The following is an 18955-nucleotide window of genomic DNA, read 5'->3' on the forward strand; positions in this document are numbered from 1 at the left end:
CGCTACGCCGGCAGGGCCGCGACCGCCGCCGGTTTCTGCAGCCGCCTCAACTCGGCATAGGGAACGTGGCAACGGATCGAATGCCCCGGCTGGGCCTCGGCGAGCGGCGGCTCCTGTTGTTCGCAGATCGGCCCGATCTTGCGTGGGCAGCGCGTGTGGAAGACGCAGCCAGATGGCGGGTTGCTGGCGCTGGGGATTTCGCCATCGAGCCGGATGCGCGCTGTCTCGGCCTGATCGAGCTTGGGTACGGCCGATAGCAGCGCCTCGGTGTAGGGGTGATGCGGTCCGGAAAAACGTCTTCCGATGGCCCGATCTCCAGGATGCGGCCGAGATAGAGCACGGCGATCTTGTCGGATAGATAACGCACCACGCCAAGGTCATGCGAAATAAAGATGTAGCTGACGTCCTCCTTTGCCTGCAGGTCGGCGAGCAGGTTGAGGATCGCCGCCTGGACGGAAACGTCGAGCGCCGAGGTCGGCTCGTCGCAGACGACGATGCGCGGATCGCCGGCGAAGGCACGCGCAATGGCGACGCGCTGCTTCAGCCCGCCCGAAAGCTGGCGCGGCTTGGCCGCCAGATGCCGGTCGGTGAGCCGCACCGAGCGGAGGAGATCGTTGAGGCGTGCCTCCAGTGCGGCACCCCTCAAGCCCGCCAGCCGCTTCAGCGCACGGCCGATCAGATGGCGGATCGAATGCGAGCGGTTGAGGGCGGAGTCCGGGTTCTGGAAGACGATCTGCATCGCCTTGACCTAGTCGTCGCCGCGGTTCTCCAGCTTCGGCGCCAGCGCCTTGCCCTCGAGCTCGATGGTGCCGCCCTCATCGGGAGGCACCAGCCCGAGCAGCAGCCTGGCGAAGGTGGTCTTGCCCGAGCCGGATTCGCCGACCAGCCCGAGCGTCTCACCGGGCCTGAGATCGAGCGAAACGTCCTTGACGGCGCGCAGTGCATGGCCGTGGCTGGCGTAGGTCTTGTTCAGCCCGGCGACGCGCAGCACCGGCGCCGTTGTGGGTTTCGGTGCGGGCACCACGTTGGCGGGCGTGGCGCGTGGCAGGGCCTGCGCCTGGTCGCGGTAGTGGCAGCGCGACAGCCGCCTCCCGCGCTCGTCGGTCAGATCATAGAGCGGCGGCAATTCGGTGCGGCAGCGGTCGATGGCCAGCGCGCAGCGGTCGGCGAAGGCGCAGCCCTTGATGTCGGCGCCGATGCCGGGCAGGAAGCCGGGGATGGTGTCGAGCCGGCCCTGGTCCTTGCGCTGGCCGCCGCGCGGCAGGCAGCGCAGCAGCGCCACCGTGTAGGGGTGGCGCGGATCGTTGAAGACGACATCGGTCGGTCCTTCCTCCACCAGCATGCCGGCATAGAGCACGCCGACCCGGTCGCACATGTTGGAGACGACGGCGAGGTTGTGGCTGATGAACAGGATCGAGGCCGACAGCTCCTGCCTGAGCTGCGCGATGAGGTCGAGCACCTCGGCCTCGACCGTCGCATCGAGCCCGGTGGTCGGCTCGTCGAGGATCAGCATCGAGGGATCGTTGGCCAGCGCCATGGCGATCGCCACACGCTGCTGCATGCCGCCCGACAGCTGGTGCGGATAGCGCTGCATGACGCTTGGCGGATCGGAGATGCGCACGCGGTTCAGCATGGCAATGGCCCGATCGGTGGCCGCTTGGCCCGTGATGCCGCCAAGCTCGAAAATCTCGGTCAATTGCCGGCCGATGCGGATCGACGGGTTTAGCGCCTTTCCCGGATCCTGATAAACCATGGAGACGCTTTCGGCACGCGCGCGCCGAAGCGCCTCCGCGTCGAGCTTCATCACGTCCTGGCCGTCGAGTGAGATGGCGCCACCCGATATCGAGCCGTTGCGCGGGAGATAGCGCACCACGGTGAGGGCTACCGTCGACTTGCCGCAGCCGGATTCGCCGACCAGCCCATAGGCCTCGCCCTGGCCGATGGTGAGGCTGAGATCGCGCAGCACCGCGCGATTGCGGCCGGCGACCCGGTAGGCGACCGACAGGTCCTTGATAGCGAGCGCGTCCTTTGCCTTCCCGGTCGATGTATTGGCGGGTTCAGTCATTGAAGGCCCCATGCACGCCGTCGGCGGCCAGGTTGACGCCGATCACCAGCGAGGCGATGGCGAGCGCGTCGAACAGCACCGTCCACCAGAAGCCGCCGCCGATCATGCCGTAATTACTGGAGATGGAGAGCCCCCAGTCGGGTGACGGCGGCTGAATGCCAAAGCCCATGAAGGAGAGGGTAGCGACCGCGAAGATGGCGTAGCCCAACCGCACCGTGGTCTCGACCAGGATCGGCGGGATGACGTTGGGCAGGATCTCGATGAACATCGTATGCAGAGCGCTCTCATGCCTGAGCTGTGCGGCGGCGACATAGTCGAGCTCGCGCTCGGCCAGCACCGCCGAACGCACGGTGCGCGCGATGATCGGCGCGAAGCTCAGGCCGATGACGATGATGACGGTGGTCTTGGACGTGCCCAGCGCGACGATCGCAAGCAGCGCCACGATCACCACGGGGACCGCCATGAAGGCTTCAAGGATGCGGCTGACGACGTCGTCGACGATGCCGCGGAAGTAGCCGGTGAGCAGGCCGAGCGCGGTGCCGGCGACCGTCGCCAGCAAGGTCGCCAGCGGCGCGACCGTCAGGATATCGCGCGAGCCGGCGATGACGCGCGAGAACACGTCGCGGCCGATCTGGTCGGTGCCGAACCAGTGTTCGCGCGAAGGCGGCGCCAGGGCGTTGATGATGTCGTCGGCGAGCGGATCGTAGGGGACAAAATGTTCGCCAAACAGCGCGCAGGCAACCCAGAACAGCACGATGGCGATGCCGACCAGGAACGTTCGCGAGCGCAGCAGGGAGAAGAAGACTTCGGCCAGCGGGCCGCGGCGCCGCATGTCGTCCTGTGCGGGGGAGGGGGTCTGGACGGCGCTCATTGGTCTGACCCCAGGCGGATGCGCGGATTGAGCACGGAGTAGAGGAAGTCGGCGATCAATGTGGCCACCGCATAGACGATGCCGATGGTGAGGATGCCGGATTCCAGCATCGGAAAATCCTTGCCGCGCGCGGCGGTGAAGATCAGCGAGCCGATGCCCTGGTAGCGGAACAGCGTCTCGATCACGACCAGGCCTCCGATGAGATAGCCGGTCTGGGTGGCAACCACCGTGATGGTCGGCAGCAGCGCATTGCGCAGCACGTGGCGCCAGATCACCGTGCGCCACGGCAGGCCCTTGAGCACCGCCGTTCGCGTATAGTCGGAATCGAGCGCCTCGATCATGCCGGAACGCGCCATGCGCGCGATATAGCCGAACAGCACCAGGAATAGTGGCAGCGATGGCAGGATCAGGTAATAGAGTTGGGTGAAGACGCCGGCATCCCTGGGCCATGCGGCAGAGATCGGCAGCCAGCGCAGCCACACGCCGAAGATCAGGATCAGGATGATGCCGGTGACGAATTCCGGCAGCACGGTCACCGACAGGCCGCCGAGGCTGATGATACGATCAAGCGGGCGGTTGAGGTTGAGTGCGGCAATGACGCCGCCGAGGATGCCGATCGGCACCACCAGCACGAAGGCGACCGCCGCTAGTTTCATCGAATTGCCAAGCGCGCCGATGACGAAGGGCGCTACCGGCGAGCGGAATATGTAGGAGGTGCCCATGTCGCCCTGGACGAAGTTCGAGATCCAGCTCCAGTACTGGATGAGCAGCGGGCGATCGACGCCGAGCGTGTGATTGAGCGCGTCGACCGCGCGTTGGTCGGCGAACGGGCCGAGGATCGCGCGCCCGACATTGCCAGGCAGGACCTGGCCACCCAGGAACACCATGATGCTGAGCAGGAACAGCGTCACCAGCGACAGGGACACACGCCGCGCAAAGAAGGAGAGAATGGCTAAGACTCCTTGCAAAGCCAGCCCCCTTTTCGCTTACGCCTTCGATGCCTTTTCGAGGAACAGCTGCGACATGGCTGTCGGTTGCACGCCGGCCACGCCTTTCGCCGTCGCCGTCAGGTAGTCGTAGAAATAGCCGAAGATGACAGGCGTTTCCTCGAGCAGAAGCTTCTGGATCTTCCCGGCGTCGGCCTTCTGTGCCTCGAGGTCGAGCGCCGCGATATAGCTGGTCGCCAACGCATCGTAATCCTTGTTCTTGAAGTGCGCGGCATTCCAGGTGCCGTCGCTCTTCAGGGGAGCGGCAAGATAGACATTCGGCACGCCGCGATGGCCGTAGTCGGTGATGCCCATCACCGAATCCAGCCAGTTCGATTTGCCGAACACCGCGTCGCCATAATAGGCGCTCTGGTCGAGGATGTTGAGTTCGAGCTCGATGCCGATCTCCTTGACCCAGTTCTGGATGAGCTGGGCATATTCGGGGATTTCGAGATAGCGCTCGGTGGTCAGCGTGATCTTGAAGCCCTTGCCGGCACCAGCTGCTTCCATGAGCTGCTTGGCCTGCGCGATGTCCTGCTTGCGCTGCGGTATGCTCGTATCGGTCGAGGGGTAGACCGCGGCGAATGGGCTGTCATTGCCCAGCGACGAGCGTCCCTTCATCAGACCGGCGGCGAGCTTGTCGCGATCGAGGCAGAGCGCGATGGCGCGGCGCACACGTGCATCCTTCAGCGGACCGTCGTCGCAGCGCAGATGCAGTTGCTGGTGAGCCGACGACTTCAGGCTGATGATTTCGAAGCCCGGATCGTTGAGCAGGGCCACGCCGGCCAGCACCGGCATCTGGTTGATGACGTCGACCTGCCCACCCTGCAGCGCCAGGATCATCGGCTGCACGTCGGTAAAGAAGGTGAACTCGGTACGGTCAGGCAGCGCCTTCGCTCCCCAGTAGTTCTCGTTGCGGACGAAGGAAGCGCCGACCTTCGCTGTGTATTTCTCCACCTTGAACGGGCCGGTGCCATCGAAGCTCTTCTCGTAGTCGCCCTTGTAGTCCGCCGGGATGATGACGGCGTTGTAATTGTCCGACGAGACCATGTAGGGAAAATTGCCGTTCGGCGCGTCGAGGTGGAATTCCACCGTGTAGTCGTCGACCTTCTTGCTGGCTCCTTTCGACAGGATACCGGTGAACACTGACAGCGCGTTGGACGAGTTTGCCGGATCGGCCAGGCGGTCGATGCTCGCCACCACGTCCTCGGCCTTCATCTCGCCGCCGCTGTGGAATTTCACGCCCTTGCGCAATTTGAAGGTCCAAACCGAGCCGTTGTCGTTCGGCTTCCAGCTCTCGGCCAATGCAGGCTGCAGCACCAGGTCGGGGCCGTCGACGCAGAGGAATTCCGCAACCTGCTGCATGATCAGCAGGCCGCCGGCGTCGGCGATCGTGACGGGATCGATGGCTGCCGCCGGCACGCTGCTGGCGACACGGATGGTGGCGCCGGGCGCGCCCTGGGCGCGGGCCAGAGACGGCATGCCGCCAAGGCCGGCAGCCGTGGTGATGCCTCCAAGCAGCGGCAGCGACAGGCCAAGCAGGCTGCCATGGCGGATAAAATCGCGTCGGCTGACACGGCCGTCGACGAGACCGTCGATCAGGTGATTTTCAAGCGGCGAGCGATTGCGCCGGATCAGGTCGAGAATGCGGTAGTTCTTGATCATGGGTTTAACCCTTCCCCTGTTTCTTATGGTTTGATTAACGCGTCTCTCAGTTGACGAAGTCCGTGGAATTCTCCTGTCCCCGGCTATCAACGATGTCAGTCGACCGGGACTGTAGCATGCGGTTTTCCCTGGTCCATCCGATCCCTGCGGCGCGGGGGTCAGATTTTCTTGAGCAATGCTTCCACCCGTCCGGTCCTGCCGTCGCCATCGATCGCCGCGGCGGACTCTTGTTCTTGAAATATGTTTCCTTTCCCGTGTCGTTCTCCTAGTTCAGCGGCAAACGGCGATATGTCCCGGGCTTGGCCGGGTCGTGATATTTGTTGCAAGGGCCGTTCTCGGCAAAGTCGCGATGGCAGGCCGCGAGATTTTTCCGCGACAAGGTGACACCAAGACCGGGACCTTCCGGGACACGCACCGTATTGTTCCTGGGGCAAAACGGCCCCTCCTCGGTGATGTCCATGGGTTGCATACGAAACAGCGACTGGTTCGGCTCCCGGATCCAGCCCAGGGCCGCGCACAGATGCAGGTAGGCCGCGCTGCCGATGCCGCTGTCGCCGCTGTAGCACCAGAAATCGATGCCCGCGTGCTCGCAGGCGCCGACAAAGCGCAGCATCCGGCCGATGCCGCCATGCGCGGTGGGATTGCCGACGAATGCATCCGGCACCTTGAGGTCCATGGCGCGCGCGATGTCGATATTGTGGGTCGAGAAAGGGATCGAGCAATGCTTTCGCAACTGCCGCATCTCCTCGATCGTGGCCACCGGATCCTCCCAGTTGCGCACGCCGAGCTCTTCCAGCGGCCGCGCCAGCCGCCGCGCCGTGCTGAGCGAATAGGCCTGGTTGGAATCGATGCGTATCATCGCATCGTCGCCGAGTTGTTCGCGGATCAATTCGACCATTCTCAGCGAGATTTTTGGGTCGTCGGTCGAGAACTTACCTTCGAAGAAGGTCGTGCCATGTGTCTCGTGCAGTTCCACGCAATAGTCGGCGACTTCTTCCGGCGTCGTCTCGCCCTTGACACCATCCCCATCGCCGCGCAGCGAGAAATAGTCGGTGAACGGGATGTCCTTGCGCACGGCCCCGCCGAGCAACTGATAGAGCGGCTGGTTCCAGGCCTTGCCGCGCAGGTCCCAAAGCGCCATCTCGATGGCGCCGAAGGCCATGATGCGGGTGCGGTCGTTGATCGACTGCACGCCGGTCCAAAACGGCAGGCAGACATGTTCGGCGCCGGCAATGTCGAAGGCATCGCGGCCGACCAGCCGCTGGGCAAGAACATCATTGATGATGGCGGCCGCTGCCGGCGTTGGCGCTTCGCCCAGCCCGACAAGGCCTTCCTCGGTCTCGACTTCGACGATAACAGGGGAAAAACCGTCGAGTTCGCCGAACACCCAGGCATAGGGCGCTTCGAGGCGAAGATTGATCGGCGTGGCCTTGATGCCGCGGATCTTCATCTCAGCGTCCAACTTCGAAGAAGGGTTTGCCGAGCAGGTCGGGAACGACGTCGATGCCAAGGCCTGGACCGGCGGGAATACCCATGCGGCTGCCGGTGACCAGCGGTGCGTTCGACGCGGTGCGCACCGTCACCCATTCATGGAAGGCGATCGCGTGCAGCCGGCGCTCCTCCGGCGTCGAAAGCGACAGATGCGCCATGGCGGATGTGTCGATCTCGGCGCCGCCGGTGTCCTCGACCGTGATCATGAAGCCGAGATCGACGGCGACGTCACGGATCAGCCGGGTTTTGGTGACGCCGCCGAGCCGCGAGATCTTCAATGTCAGCCCGTCCGCCGCGCCGAGGCGATGGATTTCCAGCATAGCCTCCAGCGAGGTGACGGATTCGTCGAGCACCATCGGCTTGTCGAGCATGCGCCGCACCGACATGTTTTCGTCGATCGTCGTGCAGGGCTGCTCGAACGTATAGTCGATCGCCCGCGTCGCATCGGCGAACTGCCGCGCCTGGTATGGCGTCCACCCGGCATTGGCGTCGCAGAAAATGACAGTGCCTTTCGGCACCGAGGCGGCGACCGCCGTGACGCGCTCGACGTCGTCATGGACATTGCCGCCGACCTTGACCTGAAGCCGGCGGAAACCGTCCTCGACGATGCGCTTGGCAAGTGCGGCCATTTGATCGACCGTGCCATGGGTGACGACTTTGTAGAGTTCGGCCGTGTCGCTTTCCCTGCCGCCGAGCAGCGTCACCAGCGGCACGCCGGCGGCACGCGCCGCCAGATCCCAGCAGGCCATGTCGAGCGCCGATTTGATATAGGGATGGTCCTTGAATACCGTGTCCATCAGTCGGCCGATGCTGGCCAGCCCGCGCGGGTCCCGGCCGATAAGATGCGGTGCGATCTCCGGCACGCCGGCCCGGGTGCCGGCCGGGAAGGCGGCCGAGTAGAAATTGCCGAGCGGCGCCATCTCACCCCAGCCGGTGATGCCGCTGTCGGAGGTGATGGAGACGATCACAGCGTCGAAGCAGTCGGCCATACGCCCCTTGGACATACGATAGGGGCCGTCCACGAAAGGCTGCACGACGTGATAGGCTTTGATGGTTTCGATCTGCACGTGGGGTATCCATTATCCGCGATGAGGGGGAGGGTCAGGCGCCTTTCGACGAACGCTTTTCGAGGCCGCGCGCATAGGCAAGAAGCTCTTCGAAATCGTGGTCGATATGCTCTCGTGCGTGGCGCTGGGCGGCACGCATGTCGTCGCCCTTGAGCAGCGCCACATAGGTTTCATGAACGTCTTCGGCGGGCACGGCTTCCTTGCGCGCCTGCTGGTGCAGGGCGAAGTACATCTGCAAACGGCTGGTCAGCCTTTGCCAGGTTTCCAAGAGCACTGAATTGTCGGCCCATTCATGGATCAGGCCATGAAGTTGCAGCGCGGTCTCGATCTGCCTTGTGGTGTCGCGGTCCCGCGTCGCCTGCTTCACCGCCTCGTGGCGCCCGTCGAGCTCATCGAAAAAGCGCTGGTCGCGCAGTTCCCACGTCCGCTCGATGGCGAATTCGTCGAGCACCTTGTTGAGTGAATAGGCGTCGTGGATGTCCTTGGCGGTGACATTGATGACGAAGGTGCCGGCATAGGGAATGCTGGTCAGGATGCCTTCCTGGACCAGCTCGCGCATCGCTTCGCGCAACGGCGCGCGGCTGACCCGCATCTGTTCGGAAATCCTGAGCTCGTTGAGCTTCTGGCCCGGCTCGAGCTGACCGGTCAGGATCGCGCGTCTGAGCAGTGCCACGATCTCGGCACGGCGTGTCGTGTCGGCAATCGGACTGAATTCCGTCGTCACCATCCGGCCCACTCCCGCGAGAACAGAAGGAGAGACAATCAGATTGTCGACAATCTGACAAGAGCCAACAACCAGGGTTTTCCACTTCCCAGCGCCGACGTCGCCGCTCTGGTCGGTCTGCTCGTGAAAACGGCGCCCGCGACCGGAGAAAAGGTCGGGGGCGCCGCGCGGAAACCGGGCCTGCGGGGGATTCAGGTAGCCGGTTTCTGTGGCAGGGGCGAAATCGGCATTCCGGGGCCGATCTTCTGCAGATTGCCTGTGATCACCTGGTCGCCTTCAGCGACGCCGCTGAGGATGGCGATCATGTCGCCGCTGGTCGGCCCCAGCGAAACCAGCCGCTGGTCGACCGTATTGCCCTTGCCGACGACATAGAGATACTTGCCGAGCTGGCTTGATCCCAATGCGACCTGCGGCACCATCAGCGCATCGGGCTGTTGCTTGACGTGCAGCCGCACGCGAACATACTGGCCAGGCAAGAGTGTGAACTTGGCGTTGCCGATGGTGGCGCGTGCGGTGATCGTGCCGGTCGAGTGATCGATCGTGTTGTCGATAAAGGTGAGCTCGCCCTTCTGGTGGGCCTCCGTCTCACCGGGAAGCAGGACCTCGACCTCGATCGGGCCGGCGGCACGCGCTTCCTCGATCTGCGCCAGATCCGTCTCGCTCGGATTGAAGGTGACGTAGATCGGATCGAGCTGCACCAGCGTGTTGAGAACGGTGCCGGCAACGCTGACCAGCGTTCCCACGGAAGCCTGGTTGCGGCCCAGACGTCCAGCGAACGGTGCGTGGATTTCAGCGTAGCTCAAATTGAGCTCGGCCGTGCGCACAGCCGCCTGGTTCAGCGCCAGCGACGCCTGCGCCTCGCGCAAGGTGCTGGTGCGCTGGTCGAAGCTGTCCTTGTCCAGGTAGCCGCTCTTGGCCAGCTCGGTACCGCGGCCGAGATTGGAACGTGCATAATCGAGGGTCGCCGTGTCACGCTCAACCTGTGCCTTCGCCTGGTCGAGCGAGGCCTGGAAGTCATCGGGCGAGATCCTGTAGAGCAGGTCGCCCTGCCGCACGTCGGCGCCGTCTTGCGCCGTCTGTTCCTGCAAATAGCCGGGCACGCGTGCCTGCAGCGTGATGCTGCGGATCGGCTCGGTCCGCGCGGCATAGTCAAGATAGATCGGGATCGTCTTCTTGACCACGTTCGCTACCGGCACCGGCATGACGAACGCTGCTGGAGCCGGCGCGGCTCCGGCCGTGCCGGCATTCAGGCTGAGATTGCCCATGTCCAGCAGGTGGACACTCGCCACCGAGATCGCACCCAGCGCGACAGCCGTTCCCAACGCGATTTTCCATTTACGCATAATGATTCTCCAATATTATTCGGCCGCTTCCGCCAAGGGGGGGAAGGCGGGTTTGGCCGTTGGTTCAGTGTGTTGAGAAGCGGGCTCGTCGCCGCCGCGCCGTTCGCGCAGCTGTTCGATGACCGCGTAGAAGACCGGCACGAACACCAGCGACAGGATGGTCGCGGCGACCATGCCGCCGAACACGGTGGTGCCGATTGACTGGCGGCTGGCGGCACCCGCACCGGTGGCGATCATCAGCGGCACCACGCCTAGGATGAAGGCAAACGCGGTCATCAGGATCGGCCGCAGTCTCAGCCGGGCGGCCTCCATTGAAGCCTCGACGATGCTGAGGCCTTCCTCGCGCCGCCGTCTTGCGAACTCGACGATCAGGATCGCATTCTTGGCCGCAAGGCCGATCAGCATGACGAAGCCGATCTGCGAATAGACGTCGATCTGCATGCCGCGCACCCAAAGTGCGGCGAACGCGCCGAACAGGGCGAGCGGCACCGCCAGCAGCACCATGAACGGCATTGCCCAGCTCTCGTACTGCGCCGCCAGGATCAGGAAGACGAAGACGATGGCGAGGGCAAAGACCACCGACGCGATCGACCCCGCCTTGAGCTCCTGGAAAGTGATTCCGGTCCATTCGAAACCGAAATCCCTTGGCAGCGCGGTTGCCGCGGCCCGTTCCATGGCGGCGACCGCCTGGCCCGACGAGAAGCCGGGAGCGGCGCCGCCATTGATGGTGGCCGAGGCGTTGTTGTTGTAATGCGGCACGGTTTCCGGGCCGACGAACGGCACCAGCTTTCCCAGCGTGCTGAGCGGCACCATGCCGCCGGAAGCATTGCGCACATAGAGCCGTGAAATGTCGGCTGCACCGGCACGTGAATCCTTGTCGGCCTGGATGGTCACCCGGAAGGTGCGGCCAAACAGGTTGAAGTCGTTCACGTAGAGCGAGCCGAGATAGATCTGCAGCGTGTTGAAGACGTCGGGCAGGTTGAGACCGAGCAGCTTCGCCTTGGCGCGGTCGAGATCGTAGTTGAACTGTGGCGTCGAGGTCGAGAACGGCGAAAACAGTTGCTGCGGATTGATTTCAGGCTGCTTGCGGGCCTCGGCGATCACCGCTTGCGTGGCGTCGTTGAGGGCCGTGCTGCCGCGGCCGGTGAGGTCCTCGACGACGAATTCGAAGCCGCCCGTCGTGCCGATGCCGGGGATCGAGGGCGGATCGAAGGAGAGCGCGAAAGCTTCCGGAATCTGCATCAGCTTGCCACGCACGTCGCCGACGAGCTTCGAGGCGCTCTGGTCGGGGCCACGCTCCTCCCACGGCTTGAGGATGGCGAACTCGACCGCCGAGTTCGACTGCGCCGCGCTGGTGAGGAAGTTCAGGCCGCTGATCGAGCCGACGATGTCGACGCCTGGCGTCGCCTGCAGGATGTCGCGCGCCTTCTGGGCAACCGCATCGGTACGCTCCAGCGAAGCGCCGTCGGGCAGCTGGATGACGACGAAGAAATAACCCTGGTCCTCAACCGGAAGGAAGGTCGAGGGCAGCTTTTGCCAGACGAAGTAGGTGGCGACCAGGCCGGCCGCGAACAGGCCAAGCATGATCCAGCGCAGCCGGATAAGGATGCGCACGCCATGGGCATACGCATGCGACAGTCTGTCGAAGCCCGTATTGAACCAGCGGAACAGGAAGAATTGCGTTTCGCCGCGATGGCGCAGGAAGGCTGCACTGAGCGCCGGGCTAAGCGTCAGCGAGTTGAAGGCGGAGATGCCGACAGAGATCGCCACCGTCAGCGCGAACTGGTTGTATAGCTTGCCGGAAACACCGGGAATGAAGGCAACCGGCACGAACACCGCCATCAGCACGGCGGTGGTCGCAATGATCGGGCCGGTGACCTCGGCCATGGCGGCCTTTGTCGCCGCCAGTGGTTTCAGTCCGGCCTCGAGCTGTCGTTCGACATTCTCGACCACGACGATGGCATCGTCGACGACAAGGCCGATCGCCAGCACCATGCCGAGCAGCGAGAGCATGTTGAGCGAGAAACCCATCATCTCCATGATGACAAGCGTCGCCACCAGCGACACCGGAATGGCAATGGTCGGAATGATGGTCGTTCGCCAGCTCTGCAGGAAGATGAACACCACGGCGACGACGAGCACCAGGGCTTCGCCGAGCGTGATCAGCACGTCATGCATCGAGGCCGAGACGAAGCGCGTCGTATCGTAGTGCATCGCATAGTCGACGCCCTTGGGAAAACGGGCCGAAAGTTCCTGCATCTTGTCCTTGACGCGCTGCTGCAGATCGAGCGCGTTGGAGCCGGGCATCTGATAGACGGCGAGCACCACGGTCGGGTCCTTGCCGAAAAAGGCCGAGGACGAATATTGCAGCGCGCCAAGCTCGATACGGGCGACGTCGCGCAGCCGCACCAGCGAACCGGTATCAGTGTTGGCACGCACGACGATGTCGCCGAATTCCTTCGGGTCGCTCAACCGGCCGACGGCGTTGACCTGCATCTCGAATGCGGTGCCGGCGGGCGCCGGCGACTGGCCGATCTTGCCGGCCGCCACCTGGACGTTCTGTTCGGCGATGGCATTTTGCACATCGACGGCGGTGATGCCGAGATTGGCGAGCTTGTCCGGATCGAGCCAGACGCGCATCGAATAGCGCCGTTCGCCGAAAATCTGCACGTCGCCGACACCAGGCAGCCGCTTCAGCGGGTCCACCACCTGCAGATAGGCAAGGTTGGAGAGCGCCACCGGATCGACCGAATGGTCGGGCGAGGTCAGGTTGACGATGAGCACGAAGTTCGGGTTCTGCTTCTTGATCGTCACGCCGCCCTGGTTGACGATCGCCGGCAGCGACGAGGCCGCCTGCGAGACGCGGTTCTGGACGTCGACGGCGGCCGTGCTCAGGGAATAGCCGACATCGAAGGTGATGGTGATGGTCGACGAGCCGTCATTGGAGCTCGTCGAGGACATGTAGGTCATGCCTTGCACGCCGTTGATCTGCTGCTCCAGCGGCGTCGTCACCGTGTCTGCCACCACTTGCGCGCTGGCGCCCGGATAGTGGGCGCTGACCACGACTTGCGGCGGTGTGATGTCGGGGAACTGCGAGACGGGCAGCAGGAAATAACAAATCGTGCCGGCGAGCACCATGATGATGGCGATCGCCGAGGCGAAGATCGGACGATGGATGAAAAAGTTTACCACGACACGCACGCCTCTCCGGCCGCTCTTGCCCGCCCGAAGGCGCTGGCGACCCTGGATAACTGGCCGCGCCCGTCCCGGGACCCTTCCCGTGAACGCAGCAACGGCACCTCGCGACGCTGCCCATCGGCAAGCGAGCGCAACATGTTCTCGAACGCGCGGGGGTCGACCCCATCTGCTTTCATGACCAGCCGGATCATCGGATCCCGGACGGCCTCATCTATGGTAAGATCGCGGCGCTGTGGCATTGGCCGGCTCCTTGTCTGTCGATTCGCAGCCCATGCTCGCGAACCGTTTTTTCATCTCTTCACCGGCCGAGGCCGCATGATTGGCAATCTTTTTGTCCATCTGATCTGGTAGGACCAGTTCACGACCTTGTTATTGACGACGGACGCCATAGGTGTTACCAGTAAGTAACATTCTGGAAGTTACAGACCGGTAACACCCTAGTCAAGAGGTGGCCGAGGGTTTTTTGGAAACGAAAGGAGATCATGATGACAGATGGCGTCGTGGAGCGCTCTCGTCCTCGGGATCGGATTCTGGAGACGGCGCGTGACATGTTCCACAAGCACGGCATCAAGGGCGTCGGCGTCGACGCCATCACCGAGGCTGCCGGCACGAACAAGATGACGCTCTATCGTCACTTCAAATCCAAGGACGAACTGATCGTCGAATGCCTGCGCGCCAACGCACTGAAAGCCGGCGCGATGTGGGAAACGTTCGAGGCCGAGCATCCGGGCGACAAACTCGCTCAACTTCATGCCTGGGTTCGCAAGGCCGCCGCCATGCTCAACACCGACGGCCGTGGCTGCGACATGGCCAACGCCGCCGCCGAGCTGACCGAACCCGATCATCCGGCAAGGCGCGTCATCAAGGAACTCAAGGAAGCCCAGCGCGAACGCCTGGTCGGGCTCTGCCGGGATGCCGGCATCGGCCAGGCCGAGCTTCTCGCCGATACGCTGTCGTTGCTGTTTGAAGGCGCGCGGGTCAGCGTGCAGACCGTCGGTGCCGAGGGGCCGAGCACGCAGTTCGTGCGGATGGCTGAAGGACTGATCGTTTCCTTCCGGGGCACTGCCGCCGGTTAAGTATTGCCGTGGCTGGTGATTTGCGGTCGCGTGACCGACGATGCTTGGCTGCCCTGCAGGCTGCACGGTATCTCACCAGACCGCACGTATCTCCCATTGACCGACGAAAAAAGCCCGCTGCCGGGAGGAGGTGGCAGCGGGCTCGATTTCGAATGTGGCGCGGGAGGAGGTGCACCCCATTCAGCGTCGGCATCGCATCTGGGAGGAGTAGATGGCCGACAACCAGAACCTACGAGTTGCCCAATGATTCGGCAACAATGAATTGTGCATAGCTGCTGTGCAGATTTGCCGGGGCGGTCAGGTTCACCGGGAGATGCGGGATATCACTGCACGGGCACGTTTTCCCGGAAGATCAGTCGCGGCTCGATGAATTTGCGGGTGAGATAGGGCGCCGATGATGCGATCGAGCCGAGCAGTTGGATGACCGACTGCTCCGCGATCAGCCTGGCGTTCTGGTCGATGACGACGTCGGCGAGGTCGTCGACGAGGTAGCCGCGTGTCTCCCTTGTCAGGTCGTGGCAGATGAACACCGGCTTGCGGTTGGGCCTGGTTTCCCGGATCGCCTTGGCAATGCCGGAGCGCCCGGCGCCGACGCAATAGATGCCGAGCAGTTCCGGCTCGTTGCGCAACGCTTTCATGGTTGCCGCATAGCTGGCATCGGGCTCGTCATTGATCTCGACGGCGCTGCTGACGGTGAGGTTGGGAAACTCCTCGCCAAGCACGGAGCGGAAGCCCATCTCGCGCTCTTCGTGGCCGCGATAGGAACGCGAGCCGACGACCATCGCCAGCTGCCCCTCGCGGCCGCCGAGGAAGCGTCCCATCAAAAGTGCCGCGGTCCGTCCCGCCACGCGGTTGTCGATGCCGACATAGGCCGAGCGAGGTGCGGCCGGAATATCGGACACCAGCGTCACCAGGCGGATGCCGGCCTCCACCATGTCGCGCAGGATGTTGCGTGTCCTGGGATGATCGACCGCGATGACACCGACGCCGTTGGCGCGCAGCGACAGCTTTTCGACCGCGTTCTGCAAGGCATTGGGCGAGATACCGGCGAGATTGTGAATCCGGCAGGACGCCACCAATGGCAAGCGCGAGGCGTAGTCCTCGATGTGCTTTGCCAGGTCGTGCATGAAGTCGTTCGAGCCGATCGGCAGGAAGAATTCGAGGTTTGCCGGCTTCGAGGGAAGCGTCACCTGGTCGGCGACCGGCAGATAGCCGAGCTGCTTGGCGGCCTCCATGACGCGTTGCCGGTTGGCGGCACTCGCTCCGGGCCGATTGTTGAGCACCCTGTCGACCGTGGCGGTCGACAGCCCGCAGTTCCTGGCGATGTCGGAGACGGTAGCCTTCATGCCGCAGCCCTACACGTCGATCCGTACGTCCTCAGTGCGCCGGCTTGCCGTCGGCGAGGGCGTCGCGGATGTCCTTGTCCGACATGCCGGTGATGATGCGCTCGACTTCAGTCACGGTTGTCGTCTTCGGATCGATGTCGTCGGCGACAACCTTGCCCCTGCGCATGACGACGATGCGGTCGACCACCTGGAAGACATGGTGGATATTGTGCGCGATGAAGATGCAGGAGTGGCCGGAATCGCGGGCGTTGCGCACGAAGCTGAGCACGCCTTGGGTCTCGGCCACGCCGAGATTGTTGGTCGGTTCGTCGAGGATGATCAGGTCGCTGTCGAAATGCATGGCGCGCGCGATCGCCACCGCCTGCCGCTCGCCGCCGGAGAGCGAACCGATCGGCGTCGTTGGCGGGATGTTCTTGGAGATGCCGACCTGTTTGAGCAGATCGCGGGCTACCGTGTTCATGGCGTCCTGGTCCATGCGGTTGAGGAAGCGCGGCGGTTTGATCGGTTCTCGACCCAGGAACAGGTTGCGCGCGATCGACAGTTGCGTGACCAGGGCGGAGTCCTGGTAGATGGTCTCGATGCCGTGGGCGATGGCGTCGCTGGTATCGCGCAAGGTGACCTTCTTGCCGCGGATGAAGATATCGCCGCTGGTCAGCGGCACCGCGCCGGAGAGAACCTTGATCAGCGTCGATTTGCCGGCGCCATTGTCGCCGAGCAGGCCGACGATCTCACGCTCGTTGACATGGAAATTGGCGTCCACCAGCGCCTGGACGCGGCCGTAGGACTTGCGGATGTTGTGCATGCGGATCAATGGCTCGGCCATGATTCAAGTCCCCGCCTGGTGCCGGCGTTCCAGCCATGAGTGCAACGCCATCATGCCAAGGATGATCGCGCCGATGAAGATGTTGTAGGCAAGGCCGGGCACGCCGACCAGCACGATGCCGTTGCGCATCACGCGCAGGATCAGGATACCGAGCACGGTGCCGATGATGGTGCCGCGCCCGCCGGTGAGTGCGGTGCCGCCGATCACCACCATGGCGATTACCTCGAGCTCGTAGCCGGTACCGCTGTTGGGGTTGGCGGCGGATGTGCGCAGCGAGGAGATGACGCCGGCAAGCGAGGCCATGACCGACGACAGGACGAACAGGCCGACCTTGACACGATTGACATTGACGCCGCGGGCACGCGCCGCGTTGGGATTGCCGCCCGCCGCCTGGATCCAGTTGCCGGTCCGGCTTTGCGTCAGGACATAGCCGAGCGCGATCGCCGCGGCGATGAACCAGAACAGCGACATGTAGATGCGGAACGGCCCGATGAAGAAGTCGCCGACCAGAGCCTCCGCCAGCCAGCTGCCTTCGGCACTCCAGGTGCGCTGCGGAAACCCGTCGGTGATGAAAAGCGCGCTGCCGCGCACCACGAGCAGCATGCCGAGCGTCACCAGGAAGGACGGGATCTTGAGCTGCGTGACGAACCAGCCATTGACCAGGCCGATCAAGGCGGCAACCACCAGCGCGACAAGGAAGCCTATTTCCAGCGAGGTGACGCCGGCATTGAACAGCGTCCACATCAGCACCGGCGAGAAGCCGAACAGGGACCCGACGGAAAGGTCGAATTCGCCCGACGTCATCAGCAGCGTCATCGCCAGCGCGATCAGGCCGAGCTCGACCGTGAAGGCCAGCGTATTGGAAATGTTCTGCGGCGACAGGAAGTCGTGGTTGAAACCCCAGAAAACGGCAATCTCCACGATGAGCAGAATGAAGGGTCCGAATTCCGGCCGCGCGATCAGGCGTTGGATGAGCGAATGATTTTCCACTGGGAACCCGCGACATGGTTGGGACGGGCCGCGGGCTCCACCGCATCGGGTGGATGAGCCACGGCGCAGGAAGATATCTGGCGCCGTGCGAAAACGCGCGGCGCCAGGGGATCGCGGATTATTTGCCGGACAGGATCTTGTCGTAGACCGCCGCGGTGTCCTTCTCATAGAGCGCGCCGGTGATGACGTTGAAGCCCGGAGGAATGCCGCTGGCCGCCATGTTGGCGAGCGACAGCGCCACATAGCTGGTCGCCTGCGGATCCTGCCACTGGCCGGCATTGACATAGCCGTTCAGCACTTCCTGGGTGGTGTCGAGCGAGTTGCCCCAGCCGACCACCGGGATTTCGCCCGGCTTGACGCCGACCTGGTCGAACACGCGCTTGATCGAACCGGTTACGAGGTCGCCCAGGCCGATGATGGCTTTGACCTTGCCCTTGTGGGCGGTGAGGTAGTCGACCATGCGGTTGATCACCTCGGCCTGGTCGAGCGTCGCTTCGGTCACTTCATAGGTGATGCCGAGTGGGCCGAAGACGCTCTTGATGCCTTCCTCTTCCTGCACGCCGTAGGTGGCGCCGGGGATCTCGACCGGCATCCAGACGAAGTCGCCCTTCTTCACAAGGCCCTTGTCGACCAGATACTGCGCCCAGTGCTTGCCGAAAGTGACGTTGTCGCCGCCGACATAGGCGTTGAAATTGGCCTTGGGATCGGGCGTGTTGAAGTTGATGATCGGGACGTTGGCCGCGCGCGCTTCCTTGACGATCTCGACCAGGCTGCCCGGATCGGGGCTGGTGGTGACGATGCCGTCGGCCTTGGCCGAGAGGGCGGCGCGGACCGCCTCCTGCTGCGAGGCGACGTCGCCATTGTGGAACGAGGTGTTGACGGTGTTGCCGGTGTCCTTGGCCCATTGCTTGGCGCCTGCGAGGAAGTAGGTCCAGACCGGGTCGGCCGGCCCGCCATGTGAAATCCAGTAGAACGTCTTGGCCTGCGCGGCTGCCGGAATGACCGTCAGCGCGATCAGCAGGCCGTAGAGCACAAGTCTTAGTCTCGTCAGCATTTGATTTCCTCCCGGTTGAAGATGATCCGTCCCTTGTTCCGGCTTCAGCCGGATTGCGTCTTTTTGCCAGCGCCGCTCGGATGCCTAAGAGCATTCCCTTTTTCGGCGAATGGCAAGCCTCCATCTGCAGATGTAGTTGGCGCCTGACGCGGCGCCATCAGCGACCCCATCAGATCGCATCAGTCGGGATGATTTTTCCCGGGCAGTCGGATGATTGTCGCCGAGAGCTCAACCGGGCGGACTGTCCCGATCATGT

At 63.6% G+C, this 18955-nt stretch carries 13 protein-coding genes and 1 pseudogene; 1 reads left to right on the forward strand and 13 read right to left on the reverse strand.

Going from position 1 to position 18955, the window contains the following annotated elements; genetic code table 11:
* Positions 1–2: 2 nt before the first annotated feature.
* The 9 genes and pseudogenes from ACVWWD_RS15455 to ACVWWD_RS15495 form a co-directional block, all read right to left on the reverse strand.
* A pseudogene (locus ACVWWD_RS15455) lies at positions 3–2065 on the reverse strand (dipeptide ABC transporter ATP-binding protein).
* Positions 2058–2936, reverse strand: coding sequence for an ABC transporter permease (locus ACVWWD_RS15460; protein ID WP_023782220.1), 879 nt, complete (start codon positions 2934–2936; stop codon positions 2058–2060). Before ACVWWD_RS15460 ends, ACVWWD_RS15455 begins: the two are co-directional and overlap by 8 nt.
* Positions 2933–3886, reverse strand: a complete 954-nt coding sequence (locus tag ACVWWD_RS15465; RefSeq protein WP_352546583.1) for an ABC transporter permease — start codon at positions 3884–3886, stop codon at positions 2933–2935. The genes ACVWWD_RS15460 and ACVWWD_RS15465 overlap by 4 nt, the downstream gene beginning before the upstream one ends.
* Positions 3887–3922: 36 nt before the next feature.
* Complete coding sequence (locus tag ACVWWD_RS15470; protein WP_023771038.1) at positions 3923–5587, reverse strand: ABC transporter substrate-binding protein; 1665 nt, start codon at positions 5585–5587, stop codon at positions 3923–3925.
* Positions 5588–5852: 265 nt separating this feature from the next.
* Positions 5853–7037, reverse strand: a complete 1185-nt coding sequence (locus ACVWWD_RS15475; RefSeq protein ID WP_352546528.1) for a mandelate racemase/muconate lactonizing enzyme family protein — start codon at positions 7035–7037, stop codon at positions 5853–5855.
* A 1-nt stretch (position 7038) separates the two neighbouring features.
* A complete protein-coding gene (locus ACVWWD_RS15480) occupies positions 7039–8145 on the reverse strand; it encodes a mandelate racemase/muconate lactonizing enzyme family protein (protein ID WP_023782218.1) in 1107 nt (368 codons plus the stop codon).
* A 34-nt stretch (positions 8146–8179) separates the two neighbouring features.
* Complete coding sequence (locus ACVWWD_RS15485; RefSeq protein ID WP_023782217.1) at positions 8180–8872, reverse strand: GntR family transcriptional regulator; 693 nt, start codon at positions 8870–8872, stop codon at positions 8180–8182.
* 188 nt (positions 8873–9060) lie between these two features.
* The gene (locus ACVWWD_RS15490; RefSeq protein WP_023794610.1) at positions 9061–10212 is read right to left on the reverse strand and encodes an efflux RND transporter periplasmic adaptor subunit; all 1152 of its coding nucleotides are present in this window, start codon (positions 10210–10212) and stop codon (positions 9061–9063) included.
* Positions 10213–10227: 15 nt separating this feature from the next.
* Positions 10228–13404 (reverse strand): efflux RND transporter permease subunit, encoded by a 3177-nt coding sequence (locus ACVWWD_RS15495; protein WP_023771033.1) that lies wholly within the window; start codon positions 13402–13404, stop codon positions 10228–10230.
* Between the two features lie 491 nt (positions 13405–13895).
* On the opposite strand from ACVWWD_RS15495, the gene ACVWWD_RS15500 reads away from it, so the two are divergent.
* A complete protein-coding gene (locus ACVWWD_RS15500; protein ID WP_352546582.1) occupies positions 13896–14486 on the forward strand; it encodes a TetR/AcrR family transcriptional regulator in 591 nt (196 codons plus the stop codon).
* A gap of 323 nt (positions 14487–14809) precedes the next feature.
* Here the strand turns inward: ACVWWD_RS15500 and ACVWWD_RS15505 are convergent, their stop codons facing one another.
* The 4 genes from ACVWWD_RS15505 to ACVWWD_RS15520 all read right to left on the reverse strand — a co-directional run bounded on the left by ACVWWD_RS15505 (position 14810) and on the right by ACVWWD_RS15520 (position 18699).
* Positions 14810–15832 (reverse strand): LacI family DNA-binding transcriptional regulator, encoded by a 1023-nt coding sequence (locus ACVWWD_RS15505; RefSeq protein WP_023782213.1) that lies wholly within the window; start codon positions 15830–15832, stop codon positions 14810–14812.
* A 31-nt stretch (positions 15833–15863) separates the two neighbouring features.
* Positions 15864–16655: an ATP-binding cassette domain-containing protein gene (locus tag ACVWWD_RS15510; RefSeq protein WP_015318877.1), complete on the reverse strand. Its 792-nt coding sequence runs from the start codon at positions 16653–16655 to the stop codon at positions 15864–15866.
* Positions 16656–16658: 3 nt separating this feature from the next.
* Positions 16659–17645 carry an ABC transporter permease gene (locus tag ACVWWD_RS15515; RefSeq protein ID WP_023794607.1) on the reverse strand — a complete coding sequence of 329 codons (987 nt, stop codon included), beginning with the start codon at positions 17643–17645 and terminating at the stop codon, positions 16659–16661.
* Between the two features lie 118 nt (positions 17646–17763).
* Complete coding sequence (locus tag ACVWWD_RS15520) at positions 17764–18699, reverse strand: substrate-binding domain-containing protein (protein ID WP_023794606.1); 936 nt, start codon at positions 18697–18699, stop codon at positions 17764–17766.
* Between the last annotated feature and the right edge of the window lie 256 nt (positions 18700–18955).

Source organism: Mesorhizobium sp. URHB0026 (genome assembly GCF_054059755.1).